General features: G+C 66.8%; 21 protein-coding genes. 6 read left to right on the top strand and 15 right to left on the bottom strand.

Annotated elements, in window-relative coordinates; all coding sequences use genetic code 11:
* Positions 1–113 precede the first annotated feature (113 nt).
* The 6 genes from BLM15_RS26810 to BLM15_RS26785 are packed head-to-tail and all read right to left on the bottom strand — an operon-like array spanning position 114 to position 7191.
* Positions 114–866, bottom strand: coding sequence for a hypothetical protein (locus BLM15_RS26810; protein WP_236846441.1), 753 nt, complete (start codon positions 864–866; stop codon positions 114–116).
* A complete protein-coding gene (iolB, locus tag BLM15_RS26805) occupies positions 863–1666 on the bottom strand; it encodes a 5-deoxy-glucuronate isomerase (protein ID WP_126115603.1) in 804 nt (267 codons plus the stop codon). Before iolB ends, BLM15_RS26810 begins: the two co-directional genes overlap by 4 nt.
* 14 nt (positions 1667–1680) lie before the next feature.
* Positions 1681–2580 carry a myo-inosose-2 dehydratase gene (gene iolE / locus BLM15_RS26800; protein ID WP_126115602.1) on the bottom strand — a complete coding sequence of 300 codons (900 nt, stop codon included), beginning with the start codon at positions 2578–2580 and terminating at the stop codon, positions 1681–1683.
* A 15-nt stretch (positions 2581–2595) separates the two neighbouring features.
* The gene (iolD, locus tag BLM15_RS26795; protein WP_126115601.1) at positions 2596–4437 is read right to left on the bottom strand and encodes a 3D-(3,5/4)-trihydroxycyclohexane-1,2-dione acylhydrolase (decyclizing); all 1842 of its coding nucleotides are present in this window, start codon (positions 4435–4437) and stop codon (positions 2596–2598) included.
* 11 nt (positions 4438–4448) lie between these two features.
* Positions 4449–6350 carry a bifunctional 5-dehydro-2-deoxygluconokinase/5-dehydro-2-deoxyphosphogluconate aldolase gene (locus BLM15_RS26790; RefSeq protein ID WP_126115600.1) on the bottom strand — a complete coding sequence of 634 codons (1902 nt, stop codon included), beginning with the start codon at positions 6348–6350 and terminating at the stop codon, positions 4449–4451.
* A complete protein-coding gene (locus BLM15_RS26785; RefSeq protein ID WP_126115599.1) occupies positions 6343–7191 on the bottom strand; it encodes a MurR/RpiR family transcriptional regulator in 849 nt (282 codons plus the stop codon). The genes BLM15_RS26790 and BLM15_RS26785 overlap by 8 nt, the downstream gene beginning before the upstream one ends.
* Before the next feature lie 122 nt (positions 7192–7313).
* Between BLM15_RS26785 and BLM15_RS26780 the strand changes: the two genes are divergently transcribed.
* The 6 genes from BLM15_RS26780 to BLM15_RS26755 all read left to right on the top strand — a co-directional run bounded on the left by BLM15_RS26780 (position 7314) and on the right by BLM15_RS26755 (position 14376).
* Entirely contained in the window at positions 7314–8114 is an 801-nt protein-coding gene (locus BLM15_RS26780) for an SDR family oxidoreductase (protein ID WP_126115598.1), read from the top strand.
* 36 nt (positions 8115–8150) lie between these two features.
* Positions 8151–9152 (top strand): inositol 2-dehydrogenase, encoded by a 1002-nt coding sequence (gene iolG / locus BLM15_RS26775; protein ID WP_126115597.1) that lies wholly within the window; start codon positions 8151–8153, stop codon positions 9150–9152.
* Complete coding sequence (locus BLM15_RS26770; RefSeq protein ID WP_126115596.1) at positions 9152–9952, top strand: inositol monophosphatase family protein; 801 nt, start codon at positions 9152–9154, stop codon at positions 9950–9952. Before iolG ends, BLM15_RS26770 begins: the two co-directional genes overlap by 1 nt.
* 68 nt (positions 9953–10020) lie before the next feature.
* Positions 10021–11061, top strand: a complete 1041-nt coding sequence (locus tag BLM15_RS26765; RefSeq protein ID WP_126115595.1) for an ABC transporter substrate-binding protein — start codon at positions 10021–10023, stop codon at positions 11059–11061.
* A 55-nt stretch (positions 11062–11116) separates the two neighbouring features.
* Positions 11117–13306, top strand: a complete 2190-nt coding sequence (locus BLM15_RS26760) for an ABC transporter permease (RefSeq protein WP_126115594.1) — start codon at positions 11117–11119, stop codon at positions 13304–13306.
* A gap of 8 nt (positions 13307–13314) precedes the next feature.
* Positions 13315–14376 carry an ABC transporter ATP-binding protein gene (locus BLM15_RS26755; RefSeq protein WP_126115593.1) on the top strand — a complete coding sequence of 354 codons (1062 nt, stop codon included), beginning with the start codon at positions 13315–13317 and terminating at the stop codon, positions 14374–14376.
* A gap of 17 nt (positions 14377–14393) precedes the next feature.
* On the opposite strand, the gene BLM15_RS26750 is transcribed toward BLM15_RS26755, so the two are convergent.
* From BLM15_RS26750 to BLM15_RS26710, 9 genes are read right to left on the bottom strand one after another with little or no spacing between them, the layout of a single operon-like run.
* Complete coding sequence (locus BLM15_RS26750) at positions 14394–15263, bottom strand: MipA/OmpV family protein (protein WP_126115592.1); 870 nt, start codon at positions 15261–15263, stop codon at positions 14394–14396.
* Between the two features lie 19 nt (positions 15264–15282).
* Positions 15283–16659, bottom strand: a complete 1377-nt coding sequence (locus BLM15_RS26745; protein ID WP_126115591.1) for a sigma-54-dependent transcriptional regulator — start codon at positions 16657–16659, stop codon at positions 15283–15285.
* A complete protein-coding gene (locus BLM15_RS26740) occupies positions 16656–18371 on the bottom strand; it encodes a sensor histidine kinase (protein WP_164547654.1) in 1716 nt (571 codons plus the stop codon). Before BLM15_RS26740 ends, BLM15_RS26745 begins: the two co-directional genes overlap by 4 nt.
* Before the next feature lie 52 nt (positions 18372–18423).
* Complete coding sequence (locus BLM15_RS26735) at positions 18424–18846, bottom strand: DUF2147 domain-containing protein (protein WP_236846440.1); 423 nt, start codon at positions 18844–18846, stop codon at positions 18424–18426.
* Positions 18843–19235, bottom strand: coding sequence for an EamA family transporter (locus BLM15_RS26730; RefSeq protein ID WP_164547653.1), 393 nt, complete (start codon positions 19233–19235; stop codon positions 18843–18845). Before BLM15_RS26730 ends, BLM15_RS26735 begins: the two co-directional genes overlap by 4 nt.
* Positions 19232–20392, bottom strand: a complete 1161-nt coding sequence (locus BLM15_RS26725; RefSeq protein ID WP_126115588.1) for a GNAT family N-acetyltransferase — start codon at positions 20390–20392, stop codon at positions 19232–19234. The genes BLM15_RS26730 and BLM15_RS26725 overlap by 4 nt, the downstream gene beginning before the upstream one ends.
* The gene (locus BLM15_RS26720; protein ID WP_206438578.1) at positions 20389–21228 is read right to left on the bottom strand and encodes an alpha/beta hydrolase; all 840 of its coding nucleotides are present in this window, start codon (positions 21226–21228) and stop codon (positions 20389–20391) included. The genes BLM15_RS26725 and BLM15_RS26720 overlap by 4 nt, the downstream gene beginning before the upstream one ends.
* A gap of 13 nt (positions 21229–21241) precedes the next feature.
* Complete coding sequence (locus tag BLM15_RS26715; protein ID WP_126115587.1) at positions 21242–21604, bottom strand: EamA family transporter; 363 nt, start codon at positions 21602–21604, stop codon at positions 21242–21244.
* Positions 21601–22524: an arginase family protein gene (locus BLM15_RS26710; protein ID WP_126115586.1), complete on the bottom strand. Its 924-nt coding sequence runs from the start codon at positions 22522–22524 to the stop codon at positions 21601–21603. The genes BLM15_RS26715 and BLM15_RS26710 overlap by 4 nt, the downstream gene beginning before the upstream one ends.
* Positions 22525–22537: the final 13 nt, after the last annotated feature.

The following is a 22537-nucleotide window of genomic DNA, read 5'->3' as shown; positions in this document are numbered from 1 at the left end:
GGCGGGCCGAGGGATCGCGGAGCCGCCCGGAGGCGGCAGAATGCTGTGAGCGCGAGGTAACTCCCTCGCGCCGACAAGGCAAGCCGCAACGGCGCCCGTCGCTGTCGTAAGGCCTATTTCAGGCTGATCGTTTCGACGATCTCGGAGTCGAGCACGAGGTCGTCGCTGGCACCCATCAGCCAGAGTCGATCCGCGGTGAAGCGCAAGATCGGCCTGTCCCACCAGCGATCGAGCATGGCGGCGAGCAATGCCGCCTCAGCCGCGTCGAGATCCTCGCTCAGGTTCCAGATACCGACGACATAGAGATCGCTGGTCGGCCGTCCGAGCGCCCGTTGCATGAGGTGCAGGGCGTTCTGCCCGTCGCGACGCTCCGGATAGAACCGGAGATAGAGCCGGCCGCGATTGACATTGCCGGAGAACAGGCCGCGCAGCTCCAGCGTGATCGGCCCGAGCCGCGCCAGTTCCGCCCGGGCCGCCGAGTCGATCGCCGGCGGCGTCCCGACCGAGAGCGAGCCGCATACTGTCGCATGCAGCTTCGCTCGACGCCGCTCGACCAGATCCCAGGCGATCTTGTCGGAGAAGGGCGAATGGCGCAGCTCGTCCTCCAGCTCGCGATAGGCCGGCTGCTCGGAAAGCCCCTCCATCGGCACCACCAGCGAATAGATCGGCGGGTGCCGGCCATTGTCGTAGTGCGTGCCGTCCTTCCGCGCGATCGCCTTCGGATGCGCCGGATCGATCAGCGGCAGATGTGCCAAACGGTAGCCTTCGTCGAGCGCCATGCCGGCGCCGGCGACGAAAGCCGTGCGGCTCCTAAGATAGGCGAGTTCGTCGTCGCCGATCAGGTCGATCCCGGCCGCCGCGCTCACGCCTTCAGCATCCACTCATGCGCGGGATCGTTGTGGAACTTCCAGATCCGCTTCGGCCCGGCCATGACGTTGAGATAATAGAGCTCGTAGCCATGCGGCGCACCGACCGGATGATAACCCCTCGGCACCAGCACGACGTCGCCATCCGCGAACGCCATGGTCTCGTCGAGCGAGCGGTCGTCGGTATAGACGCGCTGGAAGCCGAAACCCTGTGGCGGATTCAAGCGGTGATAATAGGTCTCCTCCAGCAGCGATTCCGCTGGCAGATTGTCCTGATCGTGCTTGTGCGGCGGATAGCTCGACCAGCAGCCCGAGGGCGTGATCACCTCGACGACGAGGAGCCCGTCGGCGGCTTCAGTCTCGGGCAGGATGTTGCGGACATGGCGGGTGTTGCTGCCCTCCCCGCGCGTCAGGGCGCCGACATCAGCGGGCGCGATCACGCGGGCCGGCCGGGCTCCCGCCTTGCCCGGCGCCGAGCAGATCGCGAGCTCGCACGGCCCCTGCGCCGTGACGCTCCAGTTCGAGCACGCCGGCACATAAAGCGACCAGGGATCGGGCTCGAAGGGCGAGGACCGCCCGCCGATCACGCCGAAATCCTGTCCGCCGGCGCTGGCCGCGACCTTGCCCGAGAGCAGGACGAGGCAATGCTCCCTGTCGCCCGTCTCGCGCGACAGGCTCTGCCCCGCCGTGAGCTTGTGCACGGCGAAGCCGACATGCTCCCAGCCGGCCGTTTCGGGCGTGACCTCGTGGATGCGCCCCTCGGCATCGGGCGCCTGCGGCTTGACCAGCAGCTTCGACATGATCGTGTCCGGGCTCAGGCGAGCCCGGCCTCCTTCAGGCTCTGCTCGAGATGGGCGACGCCCTTCTTGGCATAGGTCAGCGGATGCGCCTTCTCGGGATCCTGCTCGGCCTCGACCACGACCCAGCCGGAGTAGCCAGGCAACGCCTTGAACACGGCGGGGTAGTCGACCATGCCGTCGCCCGGCACGGTGTAGACGCCGAGCTCCTTGCCTTTGCCGAGGATGGCGTCGAGGAAGCTCCAATCCTCGCGGCGGGCGTGCTCCATCACGTCCTTGCGCACATCCTTGGCGTGGACATGGCTGATGCGGGCGCGATAGCGCTGCGCGAGCTTGACCGGATCGGCCCCGCCCCAGGTCGCATGGCCGGTGTCGAGCAGCAGATGCGCCGCCTCGCCCGTCGCCGCCATGAAGGCGTCGATATCGGCCTCGCTCTCGACGATCGTGCCCATATGGTGGTGGTAGACCAGCCTGACGCCCTCGGCGAGCGTGCGCTCGGCAACCTGCGTGATCCTCCGGCCGAACTCAGCCCAATCGCCCGCCGCCATCACAGGCCGCTGCGACAAGGGCTTGCTGCGGTCGCCATGGATCGCATTCGACGTCTCGGCGAAGACCAGTACGGTCGAGCCCATCGCCTTCAGCAGGTCGAGATGGGGGCGCAGATGCTTCATCTCCTCGTCGGCATCGCGCTTCAGAAGCTCAGCCGAATACCAGCCGGAGATGCAGGCCATGCCGAACGGGTCGAGCGCCGCTTTCAGCGCTTTCGGCTCGCGCGGGAATTTGTGGCCGAGCTCCATGCCGACGAAGCCGGCTTCGCGGGCCTCGGCCAGGCAGGTTTCGAGCGGCGTTGCGCCGCCGATGTCCTGCAGATCGTCATTCGACCAGCCGATGGGGTTGGCGCCGATATGGATAGGCATGTCGTCCTCTTTGAGTCAGTTGTCGCGCGCGGCGAGCGCGCCGTCATAGCGCTTGCGCGCCGCCTTGACCTCGTCGCGCACCGAGACCTCGGGCACCGCAACCTCCCACCAATGCCCGCCGGCATCGGTCGAGATCAGCGGGTCGGTGTCGATGACGATGACGCTGGTGCGGTCATGGCCACGCGCCTCGGCAAGTGCAGTTTCCAGCTCAGCCAGACTCGCGACCTTGCGTGCGATAGCGCCCATCGAGCCGGCATGCGCGGCGAAATCGATCTCGGGTAGCGTCTCATGGCGGGTGTCGCGCAGGAGATTGTTGAAGGAGGCGCCGCCGGTCGCATTCTGCAATCGATTGATGCAGCCGAAGCCGCGATTGTCGAGCACGACGATGGTGAGCTTGATACCGAGCATCACCGAGGTCGCGATCTCCGAGTTCATCATCAGATAGGAGCCGTCGCCGACCATGACGAAGACCTCGCGGGCCGGGTCGGCGAGCTTGGTCCCGAGGCCGCCAGCGATCTCGTAGCCCATGCAGGAATAGCCATATTCCATATGGTAGCCGCCAGGCGCGCCCGCCTGCCAAAGCTTGTGCAATTCGCCCGGCAGGCCGCCGGCAGCGCAAAGCACGACATCGCTCGCCCGGCTCTGGCGCTGCACCGCGCCGATCACCTGCGCATCGCTCGGCAGCGCCTGATTGCCCATCGCAGTGTAGCGCGCCGCGGTTTCGAGCCAGGCGTCGCGGGACGCTTGCGCCTGCGTGCTCCAGTCGGCCGGAGCCTTCCAGCCGGCCAGCGCGGTTTCCAGCTCGGCGAGGCCCGCCTTGGCATCGGCGACGAGCGGCCGCCCGCCATGCTTGCCGGCATCGAAGGCTTGCGTGTTCAGCCCGATGATCCTGCAGTCGGGATCGGCGAAGAGCGCGCGCGAGCCCGTGGTGAAGTCCTGCAGGCGCGTGCCGACCGCAAGCACGACATCGGCCGTCTTCGCCGCTTCGTTCGCTGCGCCGGTACCGGTGACGCCGATCGCGCCAAGATTGAGCGGATGGTCATGCGGCAGGGCGCTCTTGCCTGCCTGCGTCTCCGCGCTCGGAATGCCATGCGCAAGGCAGAAGCGGGCGAGCTCACCCTCGGCTTCGCTATAGAGAACACCGCCGCCGGCGACGACCAGCGGCCGCTTCGCAGCCTTCAGCAGCGCGACCGCCTGCGCCAGCTCCTGCTCATCCGGCCGCGTCCGGCGCGGCGTCCAGATCCGCTCGGCAAAGAAGCTTTCGGGATAGTCGAAAGCCTCCGTCTGCACGTCCTGGCAGAGCGCCAGCGTCACCGGCCCGCACTCCGACGGGTCGGTCAGCACCTGCATCGCCCGCTCGAAGGCGGGGATGATCTGCTCCGGCCGGGTGATCCGGTCGAAATAGCGCGAGACGGCCTTAAAGCAGTCATTGGCCGAGACGGTGCCGTCGCCGAAATCCTCGATCTGCTGCAGCACCGGATCGGGCCGGCGTCCGGCGAAGACGTCGCCCGGCAGCAAGAGCAGCGGCAGGCGGTTGACATGTGCGACCGCGGCGGCCGTCACCATATTGGTGGCACCCGGGCCGATCGAGCTCGTCACCGCCATCATCCGGCGCCGGCGCGAGGCCTTGGCGAAGGCGATCGCCGAGTGCGCCATCGCCTGCTCGTTATGGGCCCGCAATGTCGGCAGGATGTCGCGGGCGCCATGCAGCGCCTCGCCGAGCCCCGCGACATTGCCATGGCCGAAGATCGCCCAGACACCGGCGAAGAGCGGCAGCGTCCGGCCGCCGACGACCGTTTTCTGCGCCGCCATCGCCGCCACCAGCGCCTGCGCCATGGTGAGCCGTACAGTGCTCATCGCAAATCTCCTCAGCGGCCTTGCCAGGCATCGACCAGCCGGCCGAAGCGCTCGGCCATCATCGCGGTCGCGGCCTCGTCGTCGAGTGTGCCGGCGAGCCAGCCACGCGCCGCCTCGCCAAAGATGCTGCGGCCGACCGCAAAGCCCTTCACCGTCTTCGCCGTCTGCGCCAGCCGGAAAGCCGTCTCCAGCTCCGGCAGCGGGGCATCAAGCCCAAGCAGCACGACGCCGCGGCAATAGGGATCATTCGCCGCAATCGTGGCATCGACCGCGGCCCAGGCTGCGGCACTCGGCTGGCCCTCGAGCTTCCACCAGTCCGGCTTGATGCCGATCGCGTAGAGGCGGCGCATCACGCTCGCGGTGGTGTCGTCATCGACCGGGCCGTTCTTCGAGCAGATGATCTCGACCAGGAGCTCACGGCCGACCTGCCGGCAAGCGAGCGCGACGCGTTCCAGCGTCGCCTCCTGCTCGGCCTTCAACGCCGGATCGTCGTCCGGATGATAGAAGGCCAGCACCTTGACGACGTGATCGACCGGCCACTCGTTCAGCACCGCGCCGAGCGAGCCGTCCGCATCGGTCTCGAGCCGCAGCGGCCGTGAGCCCGGCACCTCTAGCGGCCGCGCCACCCAGAAGCCATGATCGCCGGCACGGAACAGCGCCTCGCGGCCGTGGCGCCCGTCGAGCAGCATGCCGAAGCCGTCGGCACCCCTGGCGATCCGTGCCGCGGCGTCGACGGCGAGCCGCTTGAAGGCCGCAATGCGCTCGCGCAGCACGCCGGCCTCGTCGGCCATCGATTCGATTTGGGAGCGATGATCGATGGCGAGTGCCATCAGCGTCGAGGCCTGCGGCCGGCGCGTCGTCGCCCAATGGACATGGTTGATCGCCACGTCATGGCGCAGCGCCCGGTGCTGCGAGCCGTGCTTCAGGAAGAACTGCAATTCGGCGAAGGTCGGGCTCTCCGGCGAGCAGAGCAGGCGCGAGACCGCGAAGGCGCCGCAGGCATTGGCCCATTTGCAGCAGGTCTCGATCGGCTCGTCGCGCAGATAGCCGCGCAGGAAGCCGGACATGAAGGCGTCGCCAGCGCCCAGGACATTGTAGACCTCGACCGGGAAGCCCGGCCCCTTGATGCCGTCTTCGATCGAAGCGGGGATGGTTCCGGGGAAAACCACACATCCCATCGGCCCGCGCTTGCAGACGATCGTCGCCTTGCTCAGCGCGCGGATGTTGCGGATCGCGGCGAGCGTATCCTCCGAGCCGCCGGCGGCGTGCAGCTCCTCCTCGGTGCCGACGATCAGGTCGCAGTCCGGCAGGATCGCCTGGAGGTGCTGGGTCACCGTGTCGGAGCGGATATAGCGCTCCTCACCGGCGGCGTGACCTGCCAGCCCCCAGAGGTTGGGGCGGTAGTCGACATCAAACACGACCTTGCGGCCATGCTTGCGGGCGAATGCGATCGCCTTGCGCTGCGCCTTTGCGGCATTCGGGATCGCGAAATGCGTGCCGGTGACGACCACCGCTCTGGCCGAGGCGATGAAGGTCTCGTCGATCTCGCTCTCGTCGAGAGCGGCGTCGGCGCAGTCCGTGCGGTAGAAGATCAACGGAAACGTCTTCTCGTCACGCACGCCCAAAATGACCAGCGAGGTCAGGCGCTTGGGATCGACGACGACGCCCTTCGTCTCGACGCCCTCGCGCTGCAATTGCTCCAGGATGAAGCGGCCCATCTGCTCGTCGCCGACGCGGGTGATCACCGCCGATTTGAGACCGAGCCGGGCCGTGCCGATCGCGATATTGGTCGGGCAGCCGCCGACCGCCTTGGAGAAGGAGGCCATGTCCTCAAGCCGGCCGCCGATCTGCTGGCCATAGAGGTCGACCGAGGAGCGGCCGATCGAGATCAGGTCGAGCACGGGTTCAGGCATCGGGGCGGGCTTTCTCGGCGGTGCCGACGGCGAGCGTCATGGCGAGCACGAAGGTGGCGGACATCGAGCGGAAGGCGCCGTAATCGGCTTCCTCGACCTCGAGACATAAGGAGCAATGCTGGGCGAGCGGGCTGAGCGCACTATCGGTGATCGCGATCACCGGAATGCCCTTCTTGTGGGCAGCAGCCGCGATCGCGACCGTCGCCGGCGTATAGGGCGCGCAGCTGACGGATACGACGACATCGCCCTCGCGCGCGATCGCCGCCTGCTCGGGCCCGAGCGAGGCGATATTGTCGACGAGTACCGCCCTTATGCCGAGCTTGCCGAAGGCGTAAGCGAGATAGGACACCACGGGAAACATCCGGCGCGCGCCGATCAGGATGATGGTCTCCGCCCCGGCGAGCAGATCCGTCGCCTTGTCGACATCGCGGTGCCGGATCGTCGATTGCAGCCGCGACAATGAGCTGCGGCTGGCCTCGGCGAAACCGTCGAGCAGCACCTGCGCCATGTTCGGCCCGGCCGCGCCCTCATCGCGGAGCGCCACCAGCCTTTCGCGATAATCCGGGAATTGCTGGCGCAGCCGCGAGCGGAAGAGCTGCTGCAATTCGCTGAAGCCGGAATAGTCGAGCGCCTGGGCGAAGCGCACCAGCGTCGAAGCCTGCACGCCGGCCTGCTGCGCCACCTGCGCCGCGGTGCTCAGCGCCATGTCGTCGGGGTTGGCGAGCGCATAGTCGGCGACCTGCCGCAGGCGTTTCGGCAGGCTCGGCCCGCGCTCGCGCAGCAAGGCGACGAAGCCGTCGAAATCGTCCCGTGGCGGGTCCTGCTGCAGTGGCGACGACATGGGAAACAGGGGCTCTCGCGGCCTTGACTTGTGCCGGGAGAGAATGGAATGTTTGTTCCATTAGTCAAGCGCAATAAAAATAATGTGCCATTGTGACAGTGGCGCCGTTAGGGAGATCAGAGGTGCCCCAGCCAACCGACTTTCGTCGTGAACTCGACGGCAAGGTCGCTGTCGTCACCGGCGGCAGCCAGGGCCTGGGCGAGGCGATCGCCCGGGAATTCGCCGCGCGCGGCGCCGCCGGCCTTGTCCTTACTGGCCGTAACCGCGAGCGGGGCGAAGCGGTCGCCGCCAGCCTCAAGGCCGAAGGCTGCAACGCCCTTTTCCACGCCGCCGACCTCGCCGATCTCGACGCGGTCCGCGGCATCGTCCCGGCCGCCGAGCAAGCTTTCGGCCGGCTCGACATCCTCGTCAATGCCGCCGGCGATACCGACCGCGGCACGATCTTCGAGACCAGCCCCGAACTCTATGCCCGCATCATGGCGGTCAACCTGACCGCCCCCTTCTTCCTGATCCAGGACGCGGCCAACCTGATGCGGCGCAAGAAGATCCAAGGCAGCATCGTCAACATCCAGTCGATGTCGGCCCATGGAGGCCAGCCCTTCCTCGCTGCCTACAGTGTCTCGAAAGGCGCGCTGGCGACGCTGACCCGTAACGCCGCCTACGGCCTCCTCGCCGACCGCATCCGCGTCAACGGTCTCAACATCGGCTGGATGGCGACGCCCGGCGAGGACGCGATCATGCGCCTCCGCCATGGTGCGCAGGATGGCTGGCTGGAGGAGGCGCAAGCCGGGCGGCCGTTCGGCCGACTGATCGACCCGCGCGAGGTCGCCAAGGCCGCCGCCTATTTGGCGTCATCCGAATCAGGATTGATGACCGGCGCGAATGTCGACTTCGATCAGACCATTCTCGGCGCCCACGACTGAGGCGTAGCAGGACACTCGAACCGCAGGACCACGGACGTGATGAGATTTGGATTGTTGGGCGCCGGCCGCATCGGGCGCATTCACGGGCTCAATGTCGCAGCACGCTCCGATGCGCGGCTGGTCGCGCTCTCTGACGCGTCTGCTGAGGCCGCCGCCTCGCTCGCCCAGACCTCCGGCGCCAAGGTCGCCACGACCGAGGCGATCCTCGCCGATGGCGGCATCGATGCCGTAGTGATCTGCACGCCAACCGACACCCATGCCGACCTGATTGAGGCCGCTGTCTCCGCCGGCAAGGCCGTGTTCTGCGAGAAGCCGGTCGATCTCGATGCCGGGCGCATCCGCCGCTGCCTCGACGTGGTCGGCAAATCCGGCAAGCCATTGATGATCGGCTTCAACCGCCGCTTCGACCCGAACTTCGCCGCGCTGGAAGGACGCCTGCGCGCCGGTGAGGCAGGCGCCATCGAGATTGTCAGCGTGATCTCGCGCGATCCCGGTCCGCCGCCGGTGGAGTACGTCAAGCGCTCGGGCGGGCTCTTCCGCGACATGATGATCCATGATTTCGACATGGCCCGCTTCCTCCTCGCCGAGGAGCCGGTCGAGGTCTTCGCGCTCGGCTCGGCGCTGGTCGATCCTGCGATCGGCGCCGCCGGCGATGTCGACACCGCCGCCGTGCTGATGCGCACCGGGAGCGGCCGCATCGCCCAGATCTCGAATTCGCGCCGCGCATCTTACGGCTACGACCAGCGCATCGAGGTCCACGGCTCCAAGGGCATGCTGCGCGCCGGCAATATCCACGAGACCACCGTCGAGATCGCGACCGGCGCCGGCTTCCGGGCCGATCCGGTGCAGAATTTCTTCCTGGAGCGTTATGCCGCCGCCTATCGCGCCGAACTCGACGCCTTCATCGCGGCCTGCCGCGACAAGCGCGCGCCTTCTCCCTCCGGGCTCGACGGGCTGAAAGCCCAGATTCTCGCCGACGCGGCGACGGAATCTCGCCGCACCGGCAAGCCGGTCGCCGTTTCGCTCGAGGCACTGTGATGACGCCTGCGGAACTTGAACTGCGCGAATATGCCGTTCTTGGCCTCGTCGCGGAGGCGAGCCATCTCGCACTCGATTACTTCGGGCGCAGCGACTCCCTGAACATCACGATGAAGGGGGCTCAGGATTGGCTCACCGCCGCCGATGGCGCGGTGGAGAGCTTCCTGCGCGAACGGCTCGGGCGGCTCTTCCCATCGGATGGCGTGATCGGCGAGGAAGGCGGCGGCGAGGCGGCCGACGCGGTCTGGATCATCGACCCGATCGACGGCACCGCCAATTTCGCCCATGGCGACCGCAACTGGTGTATCTCGATCGGCCTCGTCCTCGCCGGGCGACCTGAGATCGGCGTCATCGCCGCACCTGCACTCGGCGAAGTCTACCGCGCCCGGCGCGGCGGCGGGGCGAGCTTGAACGGCCGGCCAATCCGGGTTTCGGGCACCAGCGATATCGGCCGCGCCAGCCTCGAATTCGGTTGGTCGAAGCGCAAGCCGCTCGACAGCTATATCGAGATGGTCAAGCGCGGCTTCGAGGCCGGCGCGGCGGTCAAGCGCCCTGGCGCCGGCGCGCTCGGGCTTTGCCATGTCGCCTGCGGCCGGACCGATGCCTATGCCGAATTGCACATCAATTCCTGGGATGTCGCCGCGGGCTTGGTGATCGCCGCCGAGGCCGGCGCCCACGTCAACGACTTCTTCGAGGGCGACGCGATCGCGGCGGGCAATCCGGTCCTGTGCTGCACGCCGAAGCTGCAGGTCGAGCTGGAGCGCATCACCGGAATAGTAAGCCGGCACAGGGATCGTTGATCTTTTCGAGCAAACGGTCACTATCGACCCAACAAGAACAAGTCAGAACCAGACATCGGGAGGAAGACATGCTGTCATTGAACCGGCTTCGCGCCGGACTATTCGCGGCCGCGGCCACCGGAGCTGTTTTCGCCACCGCTCCGGCCCAGGCCCAGGGCTCGCTCGTCATGTATTGCGGCGTGCAGGAGGAATGGTGCCGCGCCATGAGCGGCGCCTTCGAGAAGGAAACCGGCATCAAGGTCGCGATGACCCGCAAATCGGCCGGCGAGATATATGCCCAGCTCAAGGCGGAATCCTCGAACCCGCGCGGCGACATCTGGTGGGGCGGTACCGGCGACCCGCATCTGCAGGCGGCCGAGGAAGGCCTGACGCAGGAATATGAATCGCCCGCCAACAAGGACATGCACGACTGGGCGCTGGCGCAGTGGAACGCCGCCAAAAAGCGCTCGATGGGCATTTATGCCGGTGCGCTCGGCTTTGGCTACAACACCCAGCAGATCAAGGCCAAGGGCCTGAACGAGCCGAAATGCTGGGCCGACCTGCTCGACCCCAAGCTGAAGGACGACGTCCAGGTCGCTGACCCGAACTCGTCGGGCACCGCCTATAACCTGCTCGCGACCGTCGTCCAGCTCATGGGCGAGGACAAGGGCTTCGACTATCTGCGCGCCCTGCACAAGAACGTCAGCCAGTACACCAAATCGGGCGCCGCGCCGGCCAAGGCGGCGAGCCTCGGCGAGACCGCCGTCGGCATCGTCTTCATCCACGACGCCGTCGTCTTCGCCGTGCAGGGCGACCCGATCAAGGCCGTCGCCCCTTGCGAGGGCACCGGCTACGAGATCGGCTCGATGTCGATCGTCAAGGGCGCGCGCAATCTCGACAACGCCAAGAAGTTCTATGACTGGGCCCTGACCCCGGCGGCGCAGGCGCTGGCGGCGCCAGCGAAATCCTATCAGGTGCCTTCGAACAAGAACGCGCCTGTCCCGGCCCAGGCGCCGAAGATGTCGGAGATGAAGCTGATCAACTACGACTTCGTCAAATACGGCTCATCGGCTGAGCGCGTTCGCCTGCTGACGAAGTGGGACAAGGAGATCAAGGCGCTCCCCAAGTGAGCACCCGAGTAATCGCAGACTGATCGCGGCCATCCGAGACGAGAGGCGAGAGACGATGCGTCCCGCGACGAGGCTTGCGCTGCTGGCCGGCTGGCTCGGCTATGTGCTCATCCCCTGGTATCTGCCCGAGGGGATGAGCCTCGCCGGGTACCCGTTCGGCAAGAGCGGCACGGCGCTCGCTCTCGCACTCTCGGGAGCGGCGCCCTGGCTGCTGCCGATCGGCATCGCCCTCGTCCTCGCCAGCCTGCTCGCCGCCCGGCAGGAGAATACCGGGACAGGCAAGCTCCTCGCCTGGATCGGCCTTGCCGGTCTCGTCGTCTTCTTCGCTCAGGGCTTTGCTATCACGCTGAAAGATCAGGGCATGCCGACGCTGGCTGCCCTGCTCGGCGGGGCCAGCGCCGCCCAGCCCGGCATGGGTTTCGGCGCGCTGGTGACGCTTGTCTCGCTGCTGCTGCTGCTCTGCCACGGCCTGGCCTATCGCGGCCTCTGCCGTGGCGACATCTTCACGACGTCCTCGGTCGGCATCGTCATCATGCTGATCGCATTGTTCATCTTCCTGCCGGTCTCGACGATCCTGCGCAGCGCGCTCGTCGACCAGTCCGGGAACCTCGTGCTCGGCGAGTTCGTCGAGCGCTTTTTCAGCCCGACGATCTGGGGTCTGGGTTGCCTCAGCGCCAACACCAATTGCGGCGTCGCCTGGAACACGCTTATCCTGGCGGTGCTGACAGGCGTCATCACCACCCTGCTCGGCCTCGCCTGCGCGCTGCTGATCCTGCGCACCGGCATGCCGGGCAAGCGCGCCATGCGCCTGCTGACGGTGCTGCCGATCATCACGCCGCCTTTCGTCATCGGCCTGGCGCTGATCCTGCTCTTCGGCCGCTCTGGGCTGTTCTCGACATTCCTGTTCGACTGGTTCGGCGTGCCGCGCTCACGCTGGATCTACGGCCTGCCGGGCGTTCTGCTCGCCCAGGTGCTCGCCTTCGCACCGATCGCCTTCCTCGTGCTGATCGGCGTCGTGCAAGGCATCGCGCCGAGCCTGGAGGAGGCGTCGCAGACGCTCGGCGCCAAGCGTTGGACTACGTTCCGCACCGTGACTTGGCCGCTGCTGCGGCCCGGCCTCGCCAATGCCTTCCTGCTCGGCTTCGTCGAGAGCATGGCCGATTTCGGCAACCCGCTGGTGCTCGGCGGCAACTTCGAGGTTCTCTCGACCAAGATCTTCTTCGCGGTCGTCGGTGCCGCGCATAATCAGGGCCAGGCGGCGGTGCTCGCCGTCGTGCTGCTCGGCTTCACGCTCGCCGCCTTCTGGGCCCAGCAATACTGGCTTGGAAGCAAGTCCTATACGACCGTCACCGGCAAGGGCGATTCCGGCTTGCCGACGCCGTTGCCACGCCGCATCACCTGGATCTCGGCCCTCGTCATCGGCCCCTGGGTGGCTTTGACCGCAGTGATCTACGTCGTCATCCTGATGGGCGGCTTCGTAAAGACGATGGGCCGTGACCACACCCCAACGCTGCAGCACTACATCACTGGCTTCTCGATCGATTTCAGCCGCGGTCTTTATTTCGACGGCTCGGCCTGGCCGTCCTTCTTCACCACGCTGAAGCTCGCGGCGATCTCGGCGCCGCTGACCGCCACCATCGGCCTGCTCACCGCCTATCTGCTGACGCGTCAGCGCTTCGCAGGGCGCGGCGCGCTCGAATTCGCCACCATGCTGAGCTTCGCCATTCCCGGCACGGTGCTCGGCGTCGCCTATATCCTCGCCTTCAACGTGCCGCCGGTCGAGATCACCGGCACCGGCCTCATCCTCGTGATCGCCTTCGTCTTCCGCAACATGCCGGTCGGGGTGCGCTCCGGCATCGCCGGCCTGTCGCAGATCGACAAGAGCCTCGACGAGGCCTCGGCCACGCTCTCGGCCCGCAGCTTCACCACGCTCTGGCGGGTGGTGCTGCCATTGCTACGCCCAGCGCTCGTCGCGGCACTCGTCTACAGCTTCGTGCGCAGCATGACGACGGTCAGCGCCGTGATCTTCCTTGTCTCGGCCGAGTACAACCTCGCCACCGCCTATATCGTCGGCCGGGTCGAGGCCGGCGAGTTCGGCCTCGCCATCGCCTATTCCTCGGTGCTGATCGTGGTCATGGCGATCGGCATCAGCTTGATCCAGCTCGGCGTCGGCGAGCGCAAGCTCGGCCGACGCGGCACGCCCGCCCTCGCCTCCTCCGCCGCCGAGCCGATCAAACAAGGATAAGCGCTTCCATGTCCAAGGCCGGCCTCGCCTCCGTCGAATTCCGCAATGTCAGCATGCGCTACGGCGCGGTGACGGCGGTCGACAATGTCAGCTTCACGGTCGAGGCCGGCAAGCTGGTGACGCTGCTGGGCCCATCCGGCTGCGGCAAGACCACGACGCTGCGGATGATCGCCGGACTCGAGATCGCCAGCGAGGGCGAGATTCTGATCGGTGGCAAGGATGTCACCAGGCTGTCCGCCGCCGACCGCGATGTCAGCATGGTCTTCCAGTCCTATGCGCTCTTTCCGCATATGAACGTCCTCGACAACGCCGCCTATGGCCCGACGGTGAAGGGCCTGCCCAAGGCCAAGGCCCGGGAGATGGCGCTGGAGAAGCTGGCGCTCGTCGGCCTCAAGGGCTTCGAAAAGCGCTACCCCTCAGAGTTGTCAGGCGGCCAGCAGCAGCGCGTCGCCGTCGCCCGCGCGCTGGTACTGGAGCCGCAGGTCCTGCTCTTCGACGAGCCACTCTCCAATCTCGATGCCAAACTGCGCCGGCGCGTGCGCGAGGAAATCCGCGAGCTGCAGCAGACGCTCAACCTCACCGTCGCCTATGTCACGCACGACCAGGAGGAAGCCCTCGCCGTCTCCGACCGCATCATCGTGATGTCGAATTCCCGCATCGCCCAGGAAGGCACGCCGCGCCAGCTCTATGAGGAGCCGGCCGACGCCTTCGTCGCCGATTTCATCGGCGATGCCAACATGGTCGACGTCACCGTGAAATCGGTCGCGGACGGGCGCGCGGCGGTCGCGATCGGCCCGGCGAGCGTCTCATTGGCGGCGCGCGGCCTGCAGCCTGGGCCGGCCAAGGCGGCGATCAGGCCGCAGAGCCTCCTGGTCTCGCGTCATGAGAGCCAGGGCGCCCTGCCCGGCAAGGTCAGCAAATGCGCCTATCTCGGCAACCATCTCGACCTGATGATCGAGACCGCCGTCGGCGAGCTCTTCGTCATCAGCCATGATGTCGACGACATGCTCGCCCCGGGCACACCGGTCTGGCTCTCCTTCGCCAGCTCGGGCGTGATCCTGGTGCCCTGAGCTTCCGCTTGTCGCCTTCAGCCGCCGACGTTGAAGGAATAGCTGACGCCGACACCGACCGAGAACTGGTTGCGCTGGCCGATCGTGTCCACCAGCGGAGACTTGGCGGCTTCGCCGATCAATCGGTCATAGCGTGCGAACAAGGTCGTGGAGAAGCTCGGCGACCACGCATATTCCAGCGATGAAGCGAGACCAACCGACTTGGCGCCGCCGCCGGGCTTGTAGGGAGTGATCAGGCCGTTGAGCGTGGCCTCATAGGGCAGGACGCCGAACTGGCGGCGCATGAACGGAGCGCTCGCCAGCGACAGGCGCGGGCCGACGGCGAAGGTGAAGCTGCCAAAGCGCTCTACCCAATCGGCCGAGAGATCGGCAACGACGCCATGATGACCGTTGAAGCCCTGGCGAACCTCGATGCGGGTGCGCAGCCGGTCGGGGACCACCCAATACTCGGCAAAGGCGCCCGCCTCGATCGTCCAGGGCACGTCACGCAGGCCGAAGAGCCTAGGATTAGAGCTCGCATATCGACCGGCACGATAGCTGCCGACGACACCGACGCTGAAACGATCGGTCTCGTAGAGCGCAAAGTCGAGGCCGTCATCGGGCGCACTGAAGCCGGCCTCTTCGCCAGCCCGACGCCAGGAAATCGACGGCATGAAGGACGGGCCGACCGAGCGTGCCCCGTCATATTTCGGGCCCATCTCGAAGGAGCCGCCCAGCGTGATGATCCAGCCCTTCGCCGGGGCCGGGTCCGTCACAGCGCGCTTGTCATCGTCGTTCGCCAGCGCAGTTCCGCTGGCAAGGGCAAGCAGAGCCGCAGTCCCGGCCAAGGCGACGGGCCGACGACGCAGGCTGCGGCGAGGGCGTTCGGGACGTGGAAAGGCAGGCATGGAAAGCAGTGTCCCGTCGTCAATCCGCGATCGCGCGGCCCAGCTTGATACCGAGTTTCTTGATCCGATGCCAAAGGCTTCTCTCGGCGATGCCTAGCAATTTCGCAGCCCTGACCTGCACGCCGTCACTGCGCCTGAGCGCCTCGATGATGAAATCGCGTTCGATCCGCTCGAGCTCGGCGTCGAGATCGCGCGGCAGCCCGTCCCGCTCGGTCCGGCGGTTGCCGCTGAACAGATCCTGCGGCAGATCAGTGGCATCGATCGTTTGCGTCTTTGTGACGATCACTGCCCGCTCGATGCAGTTGTGCAGTTCCCGGATGTTTCCCGGCCAGTCATAGGCGGTCATGGCGACCATGGCTGCCGGCGAGAAGCCACTCGCACGCTTGCCCATCCCCTCCGCCAGCTCGGCCAGGAAATGCGAGGACAACAGCGGAATATCGTCGGCGCGATCGCGTAGCGGCGGCAGCAGGATCGGGAAGACGTTGAGTCGGTAGAATAGATCCTCGCGAAAGCTGCCTGCGTCGACGGCCTCGCGCATGTCGCGGTGCGTCGCCGCGATCAGGCGGACGTCGACCGTCTGCGTGCGGGTCGCACCGACCGGCTCGAAGCTGCGCTCCTGGATCACGCGCAGGAGCTTGGCCTGGATCGGCAGGGCCATGTCGCCGATCTCGTCCAGGAAGAGCGTACCACCATCGGCAGCAGCGAAACGGCCGATCCGGTTGGCGAGTGCCCCGGTGAAGGCGCCTTTGACATGGCCAAAGAGTTCACTCTCCAGCAGGGCTTCGGGGATCGCCGTGCAATTGACGGCGATGAAGGGTTTGTCGCGTCGCGGGCTGTTGAAATGGATCGCGCGAGCGACCAGCTCCTTGCCGGTGCCGCTCTCGCCATTGAGCAGCACCGTCGCCTTCGTCTCGCAGACCTCCGTGACCTGCTCGATCACACGGCGGAAGGCGGCGCTGTTGCCGATCAGCGTATCGAAGCTGTAGCGGCCTTCGAGCTCGCTGCGCAGCCGCTCATTGTCGCGCACGACATCGGCAAGGCGCAGCGCCCGCCTGATCGTGGCCGAAACATCGTCGATCTCGAAGGGCTTGGCGATGTAATCGAAGGCGCCCTCCTTGACCAGGTCGACCGCATCGCGCACCGCCGCAAAAGCGGTGATGATGATGACCGGGACCTCCGGCCAGCGGCTGCGGACCTCGCGCAGCAGCGCCCGACCATCCATCACCGGCAGCCTCAGATCTGTCAGGACAAGATCGAAGCGCGCCTGTTCGAGCTCGGCGAGCGCGGCACGCGCGCTGTGCACGGCGGTCGCGCGGTAACCGAGGTCCTCCAACGCCGCCGCCAGCACGTCGGCAAGCCGTACCTCGTCGTCGACCACCAGGATGGACTGGCTCATGCCGCCACTCCCGGTTTCACCCGCGGGAGCGTGATGGCGAAGGCGGCGCCCCGCCCCGGCTCGCAGACACAAGAGGTACTGCCGCCATGAGCCTCGGCCACGGCCTGAACCTTGGCGAGCCCGAGCCCGGTGCCCTTGGCCTTGGTGGTGAAGAAGGGGTTGAATATCTCGTGGTGGATCGCCTCCGGCACGCCTGCCCCCTCATCTCGGATGGTGAGCGAGACGGTCTCGCCAGTGGCGCTCACGGTCGCCTGGATCATGCCTCCGTCGGGCATGGCGTCGATCGCATTGAGGATGAGGTTCAGGCAGGCCTGGTACAGCTGGTCGGGGTCGCCGAGGACGGTCGCACCATTGCTGCGGTCCTCGATCGCCAGCCGGATCTTCTGGCGGCCGAACTCCGGGGCCGCGATCGCCGCGACACGATCGATCACCGCACGGAAGGGCAACTCGACCTTCACCGGCGGCTTGGGTTGCGCGAAGTCGAGGAAGTCGCGCACCAAGGTCTCGATGCGACGCACCTCGTCGATGACATAGCCCAGCATCTTCTCTTCCGCGCCGCCGAGCTTGGCGCGGTTGCGGACGACTTCTGTCGAGGTCTTGATGATCCCCAGCGGATTGCGCACCTCATGGGCGATCACCATCGCCGCCTGGCCGAGGGCCGACAGCCGGTCCTTTCGCCTGAGCTCCGTCTCGAGGTCTTGCAGCTTGCCGAGCTGCTCGGCCATGCCGTTGAAGCCAGCAGCGAGCTCGACGATCTCGCGCCCACCGCCCGCCGAGACGCGCTGACCGAAATCCCCTGCCGAGATCGCACGAACGCCCTGTGTCAATGCGCGCAGGGGTCGCACCAGCAGATCCGACGTCAGGATGCCGACGACGATCGAGATCGCGCTGCCGAGCAGGAAGATGCCGAGGAACAGGCTTTCCCGGCCGAGCTGCTCGAAGAACCCCGCCTCGCTGCGCATGCCAATGAAGCTGATCGCAGCGAGCTCGCCATCGATGCCGCGCAGGCCCGAATAGACGGCGCGATAGGCGCCGCCATCCGCAGCCGGCTCGAAGACGACCTCCTCGCCGGCTTCGAGCTTCGCCCGTATACCGTCCGGCACCGCAGTCGTGCGGTCGGGGTGGGTCTGCATCACCAGTTCGAGCTGCTTGTTGAAGAGCGCGAAGAGCCGGATCTCCAGGGAGGTCACCACCTTGATGCCGCCGAAGGAGCCTTCATCGAGCCAGGTCCCGACCAGGATGTTGGCCGGCTGGCCGCCGATCTGCATGGCCTGGACGGCGCCCGCCATGATCCAGCGCTTACCATCCGTCTCGATCCTGAACAGGCCGAGGCCGGTTTCGGCGGGCAACGGACTGACGCTGCTGAAATCGCGGGTCTTGAACAGGATGTCGCCGCCCGGACGATAGATCGCGATCAGGTCGTAGCCGACCGAACTCAACACTGCGAACTCACGCTCGACGGTGCGCTGCATCTTGTGCTCGTCGGCCGCCTGCTCGAGGCGGTGTCCGATCACGCCGGCGACGCGTTGTGCTTCCTGCGTCGCCTCGGCAATCTCGAGCGCAAAGAAGCGCGAGGTCTCGCCGAGCCACTGCTCGACATTCTCCTCGAAGGCGTCCGAAATCAGCCTGGCCGCGATATAGGCGGAGGCCAGCATCGCCGGCACGCTGACCAGCATGAAGCCGATCACCAGCCTGAACCTGAGCGATGTCATCCTTATCGACATGCCGGGACCCGTTCCATTCAGCTCCGACCGCAGGTCGACGTCATGGTTGCCGCGACCAGGTATCGTCGTCGCAGATCAGGCCGCCGAGCACGCAGCCACGCATGACAAGGCTTCGAGACGACTTCAGTTCGAGTGTGGTCCGGTAGGTCTTGCCGTCGGCGGGATTGTAGCCCTCGCCTTCCAGCGCCCCCTTCGCCGCCGGCTTGAAGCCGGAGAGCACCTGCAGTCCGAGCAGCGAGCGCTTCCGCAGGTTCTCATCGGGATTGAAGATGTCGAAGCGTGCCTCTTTCAGCCAGACGATCTTGCCGCACAGCGCCGCGCCGCAACGGCTGATCGCGATCTCCGATTCCCCGTCGGAATCGCGCCAGCGCCCGACCACGTCGCCAATCGGATCGGCGAGCGCCGGCAGCACTGTCACGAGCGCCGTCGCGAGCACCGAGGCCAGACCAATCCCGCGCATCATTCGTCGCTCCCGAGCAGGATGACGCCTGCGATGATCAATGCGATTCCTCCTGCACGAACCAGGTCGATCTGCTCGCCGAAGGTGAGCCAGGCCAGCAGCGGAACTGTGACATAAACCAGCCCCGTCATCGGGAAGGCGCGGCTGAGCGGCATGTCGCGTAGGATCGCCATCCAGACGACGAAGGTGCCGATATAGCCGAGCGTCGCGAACCAGACGCCCGGCAGCGAGACCGCCTTCGCCATCATGGCGAGGCCGAACTCCATGTCGCCGATGCCGTCAGCGCCCCATTTGAAGGCGAGCTGCGTACCGGTGTCGAGCACGATGAAGGCGAGCCAGATCGCGAGCTGGCGCGCCCACGAATTGCTTGCCGGTGGCGAGAGGCTGCTCATGCGGCCTTCTTTCGGGCGATTACGGCAAGATCGGGATCGAAGCGCTCGAAGCCGAGCCAAGGGCTCAGGGAACGCAACGCCCATTGCAGCGGCGCGAGCCGGTGCCGGACATGCAGGGTCGAGGGTACCAGCCGGCTGCCGAAGCGCAGCTTCGAGGCATAGGCCGTCTGGCCACTCTGGAGCTTGTGGATGCCGCGATCGAGGCAAAAGCGGACATTCGCCATCCAGCTCACAGCGTAGAGATTGTGCTCGCGGGCCAGCGGGTAGCGCATGCCCAGGAACTTATCGATCACCCGGTCAGGTTCAACCAGGAGCAGATTGAAGGCCGCCAATTCCTCACCGATCCAGTAGAGCGCGAAGACCGCCCGCTCGCCGAGCGCATGCGAGACTGCACCGAAATAGCCGGGCGGCAGCACTTCGAGTTCGCCATAATCGAGCCCGCTCTGCGCCCGCGTCGCCTCGTAGAGATCGGTGATCTCAGTCTCCAGTTTGGTGATGTCGGTGTGGAATGTGACGCGCACCTCCCCCGCCTTGGCGAGCTTGCGCTTGATGTCCTTGCGCGTCGCAGCCGAGAGCGAGGCGAGATAGGCGGCCTCGTCGGCGAAAGGCAGGTCGAGCAGCGCGATCGGCAGGCTGCCGAGCCGGGCGAAACCGGCCTGCTTCAAGGCCCCACCAACGCCTTCTTCCTCGGCCGGCGCCAGGTCCTTCCAGACCACCAGATGCGCTCCCTCCTCAGCCGCCTGCCGCTCCAGCGCGGCGGAAAGCGCCTGGAAAGCCGCAAGGCGCCTGGCGCTGTCGAGTTTCGGCGAGAAACCGAGATGGCAGCGCTCGGCATAAGGCGAGCCGATGCAAAGCACCTTCAGCGTGACCAGTCCCGGCGCGAGCCGGTGCAGCGCGTCGCCGAAACTCCTGAGTTTACCTTGCAGCGGCGTGTCGAGCCGGTACTTCAGCCGGAAGAATGGCGCCACCGCGACGACCTCATCGCCCTCCTCGGCAATGGCTGCCGCCATGCGCAGGCCGATGCCGGTCTCCGCCGCAACCGCGTCGCAGGCGCTGTAATAGGTATGGCACTCGGCCTCGCCCGGCAGGCAGACGTCCCAGTCGGCGGGTGAGACCCCCATGATATCAGCCAGGATGCGGGCCCGGACCGTGCTCATTCCGCCGCCACGATCTGCAGAGCCGGCATGCGGGCCTTGGCCAGCCGGGCGGCCAGCGCCAGCGAGCGTTCGATCACGATCTCATGCTGCTGGTCGATGGTGACGAGGTGATAGCTGTCGTCGAGGATCACCGCATCGACCAGACCGCCGAGCTTGCGCTGGATCTCGAAGGCGTTCTTGAGGTCGGCGATATCATCGTCGCGCGGATGGACCAGCAGGGCCGGGCATTTGACCTGGGACAGCTCGCGGCGGGTGACCGCGATCAGATCCCACATCTCTTTCAGCGAGCCCGATGGCGTGCCGAGCAGGCCGGCCTCCGAGCTGTCGCCGCTCGCCAGCGACGAGACGACCAGAGCGCGGGTGCGCGTGTCCTTCAGCCCGTAGGGCTCACGCTCGACGAAGCGGTAGCGCCGCCCGAACGGCGTGTTGATGAACCAGCGCAGCAGGAAGGCGTAGCGCGGGATCGACCAGCCATCGTACCAGAAGGTCGGGGCATAGAGCGCGAGCCCGTCGACCTCTCTCGGGCGCTGGGCCGCGACATGCATCGCCAGCACCGCCCCCATCGAGAGCCCGCCGACGATCACCGTGTCGCAGATCTCGCGCATGCGCGCGAGCTCGTCGAAGACGCTTCCCGCCCAGTCGCGCCAGCCGGTGGCGAGGATCTCGGCTTCGCCGGCGCAATGCCCGGCGAGCTGCGGGCAATGCACGGTGTGGCCGGCGCGGTGCAGCGCCCGGGCGACGAAACGCAACTCGGTCGGCGTGCCGCCGAGGCCGTGGATGAGCAGGAAGCCGGTCCGGTCGCCGGCGAGGCGGACGCTGAAATCGCGCATGGTCATCGGAACATGTCCGTCAGGCTGTTCTGGCGACGATGATGACGCCGCAGGTGATCAGGAAAGAGCCGAGCCATTGCCGCCGGCCGACGCGCTCGCCGAGGAAGACGGCGCTGGCCAGGGTGATGGCGAGGAAGTTGGCGCTGGCGATCGGGAAGGCGATCGAGAGCGGCACTTCGGCGAGGATGCGCAGCCAAATGAAGAACTCGGCGACATAGGTTGCGATGCCGGCCGTGACCCAGCCGCAGCGCGCCATCGCTGCGGCCGTGGCGCGGAAATCGGCGCCTTGCGGCAACCTGTCGGCGCCGATCTTGAAGCAGATCTGGCCGGCGACGTCGCAGACGACCGACAGCACGAACCAGAGGATGATGGTGGTGCTCATGACAGCACTCGCTGGAAGCAATCGATCAGGCTCGCATTGACGCGCGCGTTGATCGCGAGCTGCTCGGGCGTCGGCGTGAAGCGCGGCGGATGGTCGAAATAGGCCAGCGTCGCGCGGAACGGATCAGTGAAGCGCGGCTCCGACCAGTCGCCGCAGACATCGACGCCGACGATCCGGCGCTCGCCCGCCAGCCGTTCGACCGCCGCCAACAGATGAGCGAGGGGCAGTTCGCCCTGGTCCCAATTGGTGCAGGCGTCGGCCGGCGCGAGCACATCCTTGTCGATCGTCAGCCAGACAGACGCGGTCGGGATCGCAGCGATCAGCTCGTCGAGGAAGTCCAACCAATCCACCTCGGCAAGGTTGCGCCAGTGCAGATGGCCGCCCTGCTGGCGGAAGCTGTCGGCCTTGCCATAGCGGCCCCAGACCCGGGACGGCGCATGCCGCCAAGGATAGAGCGCGATCCGCCCTTCCGCCACGGCCCTCAGATTGGCGAACTGCCATTCCGGCCGCACGAGATCGTCACTGCATGGGCCGATCGTCACGACCTTGCGCACCTGCGGCAGCTCCAGCGCCCGGTTGACCCAAGCGCCGCAATTCATCGTCGCGGGAAAGCTGACCCAATCGGGATGGTTGTCGAAATGCACGACCGTGACCGGCTCCTCGATGCGGTTGAGCAGGACCGAGGTCATGTGATGGAAATCGCCCGAGCCGTAGAAGAAGACAGGCGCTCCCTCGCCTTCGCCGTCGCCGCGACCGAGTCGCTCGAGCAGCTCAGCCTTCGCCCGGCGGCCCGCGACGATGCGCAGGGCGCCGGCGAGGTCGGCGGCCTCGATAAAGGCGGCGGTACCGGCGTCGATATGCCGGCGCAGCGGCTCCTGCGCCGCCACGCTGCCGTCGAGATCGATCACGCGCAGGCGCAAGGCCCGTCTCCGC

The sequence above is a fragment of the Bosea sp. Tri-49 genome, from assembly GCF_003952665.1.
Lineage (GTDB): Bacteria > Pseudomonadota > Alphaproteobacteria > Rhizobiales > Beijerinckiaceae > Allobosea.
This window is presented reverse-complemented; position numbering and strand designations above follow the sequence as displayed.

Coding starts and splice junctions, on each gene's coding strand:
- iolB (WP_126115603.1), bottom strand. CDS start 1,666: ATGTCGAAGCTGCTGGTCAAGCCGCAGGCGCCCGATGCCGAGGGGCGC.
- iolE (WP_126115602.1), bottom strand. CDS start 2,580: ATGCCTATCCATATCGGCGCCAACCCCATCGGCTGGTCGAATGACGAT.
- iolD (WP_126115601.1), bottom strand. CDS start 4,437: ATGAGCACTGTACGGCTCACCATGGCGCAGGCGCTGGTGGCGGCGATG.
- BLM15_RS26790 (WP_126115600.1), bottom strand. CDS start 6,350: ATGCCTGAACCCGTGCTCGACCTGATCTCGATCGGCCGCTCCTCGGTC.
- BLM15_RS26785 (WP_126115599.1), bottom strand. CDS start 7,191: ATGTCGTCGCCACTGCAGCAGGACCCGCCACGGGACGATTTCGACGGC.
- BLM15_RS26770 (WP_126115596.1), top strand. CDS start 9,152: ATGACGCCTGCGGAACTTGAACTGCGCGAATATGCCGTTCTTGGCCTC.
- BLM15_RS26765 (WP_126115595.1), top strand. CDS start 10,021: ATGCTGTCATTGAACCGGCTTCGCGCCGGACTATTCGCGGCCGCGGCC.
- BLM15_RS26760 (WP_126115594.1), top strand. CDS start 11,117: ATGCGTCCCGCGACGAGGCTTGCGCTGCTGGCCGGCTGGCTCGGCTAT.
- BLM15_RS26755 (WP_126115593.1), top strand. CDS start 13,315: ATGTCCAAGGCCGGCCTCGCCTCCGTCGAATTCCGCAATGTCAGCATG.
- BLM15_RS26750 (WP_126115592.1), bottom strand. CDS start 15,263: ATGCCTGCCTTTCCACGTCCCGAACGCCCTCGCCGCAGCCTGCGTCGT.
- BLM15_RS26745 (WP_126115591.1), bottom strand. CDS start 16,659: ATGAGCCAGTCCATCCTGGTGGTCGACGACGAGGTACGGCTTGCCGAC.
- BLM15_RS26740 (WP_164547654.1), bottom strand. CDS start 18,371: ATGACATCGCTCAGGTTCAGGCTGGTGATCGGCTTCATGCTGGTCAGC.
- BLM15_RS26735 (WP_236846440.1), bottom strand. CDS start 18,846: ATGATGCGCGGGATTGGTCTGGCCTCGGTGCTCGCGACGGCGCTCGTG.
- BLM15_RS26730 (WP_164547653.1), bottom strand. CDS start 19,235: ATGAGCAGCCTCTCGCCACCGGCAAGCAATTCGTGGGCGCGCCAGCTC.
- BLM15_RS26725 (WP_126115588.1), bottom strand. CDS start 20,392: ATGAGCACGGTCCGGGCCCGCATCCTGGCTGATATCATGGGGGTCTCA.
- BLM15_RS26720 (WP_206438578.1), bottom strand. CDS start 21,228: ATGACCATGCGCGATTTCAGCGTCCGCCTCGCCGGCGACCGGACCGGC.
- BLM15_RS26715 (WP_126115587.1), bottom strand. CDS start 21,604: ATGAGCACCACCATCATCCTCTGGTTCGTGCTGTCGGTCGTCTGCGAC.